Below are 2,467 nucleotides of genomic sequence, written 5' to 3'. Positions count from 1 at the left end.
TGTCATGTTCATTAGCCGGTGCGGCGACCGTGCCGTAGATGATCCCGGATTCGGAGCAGGCAGCAATGTGCTCCTTCATTCCGAAATGCCAGGTGTTGGCCTTCTTGCCCGAAGCCATCTCAGGATCTCGGGCGTGAGCCTTGTTCTTTGTTGACGACGGTGCTTCGATAAAGGTGCCGTCTGCTGCCACCATTTCAAAAGAGCAGGCCCCGGCTTCTGCGGCCAGACTTACCGTGCGCTCGAGTAATTTTTGCGCCAACCCTGTTGCTCAATGAAATGCCGGAAGCGCAGTATCGTCGAATCTGAGATGAACTGATGCGTGCTAGACACGCGACAGAAGCTACGGGCCACCATGTCGCTCGCCAAATATGACTCCATCTCAAGATCAGACAGATTGAGAGAGACCTGAAGCAGGTGAACGCGAACCATTGCTTCAAGGCGCGTATACGGCCTTCCATGATTGGCTTTGATGTGGTAGAGGGGCAGGCAAAGTTGGATCAATTCGTTGATTACGTCATCTGTCAAGCGATCCATGGCATTCACGCGACGATCAGCATGAATCCGACGAATCTGAAGGAATTTTTCAGCCTCAATGTCAGCAAAGCTCAATTGGGCATTGAACAGCTCTTCTCATAGAACATCTAGATTGCGAACGATATCATAGTAGCATCTTACTATCGCGTTGGCAAAAAAACAGCACATTCTGGCGTCGTTAAGAAAAGCCGAACGGAACAATTTTGTTCCATCCGGCTTGCAACGGGGTTTTTTGAAGAGCTTCCTTAACACGCTTGTGCGAATCGGAAAAAAACGAGAATGCCTTCTGGGAGTGGATTATTCCAATAACGGATATTATCCCAAGGCTTGTCAATTGTATAGGACGGGTATTTTTATCTGAAGAGTGGAAAATCACTTTTCAATAATTCATCTTGGAATGAATTTTGCTCTTTATCAAGGGTTTCACGATGAATTGTAATTGCAGATTCACTATTATTTCAAAAAGCGTCGAGAACCTTTTTTGAGAAAATCTTTTTCTTCCGGCGTAGCCCAGAATTGGAAACGTTTCAGACCTTCGACTTGGCGCCGTTTGGTAAAGGCTTCTTGTCTGGCACGGTTCTTTTCGGACATGGCGGCTGGGTAAAAGCGTTAGAGATAACGCCATTGTAGCCGATGACGGCCTCCAAGGGTCAGAAATAACTGTCTACAAATCTGCTTGAATTGCCTGTCTCTCTTGCGTCTAGGCGTTATCTCTACATGACCGATCTACGCTGCGGCGCACACTGCGCATGCAACATTTTCATCCATTGGGTTTCGGTGTAGCATATCGTAGAAAAGATGATCGCCTGAACCGTACTCAATACTATACAGTTGTTGCCGAGCTAACGCTCGGCCCGCTATCCATCCCCACCCAACGCGACGCATTGGATGGGGAATTCCGCGGAAGTTGTTAAAGGAAGCTCTTCAAAAGTACCCTGAACAATCGTTTGCACAGAAATTTGGCCTGTGTAATAGATAAAAGCTCTCGGGGCGCAAAATAAGAGAGGGCTTTTGAAGAGCTTCCTTAAATCGATATACAATCATCTTACTAATCGTCACGTTCGATTAGCTATCCGAAAAGGAGCAGTTCAGAGGTCCCCGACCAAGCGGGACTTTTCCACCGGCCGAAAAAGGTATCCTCTGACAATCCCGTACCGACATGCCGACACTTCCATCACGATGCCATCCCTTTTGCACCCCCTCGCCATCACAAGCATGTGTCTCATCCCGGCAGCACACGCCGCCCTGCCGCTAGACGACCCTGCGCTCGCCGAGGATCTCAAGACCTACATCACCTCCCTCGACCCAACGAAGCCCGAGGACTGCATCGGCTTCGTCAACAGGCATCTGTCGGACATCCTTTACACCCGCTTCACGCACAAGTCCGTGCTCGAGGACGAGCTCGCCCGCATGAAAAGCACTCACGCAACGGCCTGCCTCAGGAACAAGACGCTCAAGGGCATCTCGAAGGAGGAGATCCGCAGGCTCGAGGTGGCCGAGCGCGCCTCCCCGTGGTGGGAGCGCTCGGGATGGGCGACGAAGGACAAGCAGTCTCTTCTGAGGCTTTCCCCCGACGGCATCAAGGATGCTGTCCCCGATGTCGATCCGGCGCTCGCCGCGAATCCGCAGCCGATCGAATCCGCCTCCGAGCCCGAAACACCCCCGGCGTCCGCCGGGCCCACTCCGTCAGAAGCGCCGGTCGCGCCTCCGGCCGCATCCTGTGATCCGCTTCAGGATGCAGGCTGGTGCGATCTTTCCGCACCTCGCTCCTGAGCGTCTCCGTGTTGCAGTTGCCCAGCCCGTTCAGGCGAGTACCACGCAAAACCTTCAGCCGTGCGGGAGAAGTCCTTCTGCTTGATTGGAATAGCTGTCTTTTTAGTAGCCGGCTAAGTATTAACGAAAAAGAAAGGTTCATCTCGGAAGTCCGTGGAAC

The 2,467-nt window shown here is 52.0% G+C and carries 5 protein-coding genes; 2 read left to right on the top strand and 3 right to left on the bottom strand.

Annotation, left to right across the window (positions count from 1 at the left end; translation table 11 throughout):
- Both HMPREF3036_RS11640 and HMPREF3036_RS12610 read right to left on the bottom strand, forming a co-directional pair.
- Positions 1-259 (bottom strand): transposase (locus tag HMPREF3036_RS11640; protein ID WP_156469799.1); only part of this gene is annotated, 259 nt, incomplete at its 3' end.
- Complete coding sequence (locus HMPREF3036_RS12610) at positions 229-429, bottom strand: transposase (RefSeq protein ID WP_038006526.1); 201 nt, start codon at positions 427-429, stop codon at positions 229-231. The genes HMPREF3036_RS12610 and HMPREF3036_RS11640, both read right to left, overlap by 31 nt.
- A gap of 27 nt (positions 430-456) precedes the next feature.
- Between HMPREF3036_RS12610 and HMPREF3036_RS12325 the strand changes: the two genes are divergently transcribed.
- A complete protein-coding gene (locus HMPREF3036_RS12325; RefSeq protein ID WP_062333481.1) occupies positions 457-636 on the top strand; it encodes a hypothetical protein in 180 nt (59 codons plus the stop codon).
- Positions 637-987: 351 nt separating this feature from the next.
- Here HMPREF3036_RS12325 and HMPREF3036_RS11940 read toward each other — a convergent pair whose 3' ends face one another.
- Positions 988-1,125, bottom strand: a complete 138-nt coding sequence (locus HMPREF3036_RS11940; RefSeq protein ID WP_156469798.1) for a hypothetical protein — start codon at positions 1,123-1,125, stop codon at positions 988-990.
- Positions 1,126-1,749: 624 nt separating this feature from the next.
- On the opposite strand from HMPREF3036_RS11940, the gene HMPREF3036_RS08135 reads away from it, so the two are divergent.
- On the top strand, positions 1,750-2,307 hold the full coding sequence (locus HMPREF3036_RS08135; protein WP_062333478.1) for an SPOR domain-containing protein: 558 nt from the start codon (positions 1,750-1,752) through the stop codon (positions 2,305-2,307).
- The last annotated feature ends 160 nt before the right edge of the window (positions 2,308-2,467 follow it).

It is taken from the genome of Sutterella sp. KLE1602 (genome assembly GCF_001578585.1).
In the GTDB taxonomy this organism is placed as follows: domain Bacteria; phylum Pseudomonadota; class Gammaproteobacteria; order Burkholderiales; family Burkholderiaceae_F; genus Sutterella; species Sutterella wadsworthensis_A.
The sequence above is the reverse complement of the archived record's forward strand: the minus strand, read 5'-3'. Positions and strand labels throughout refer to the sequence as shown.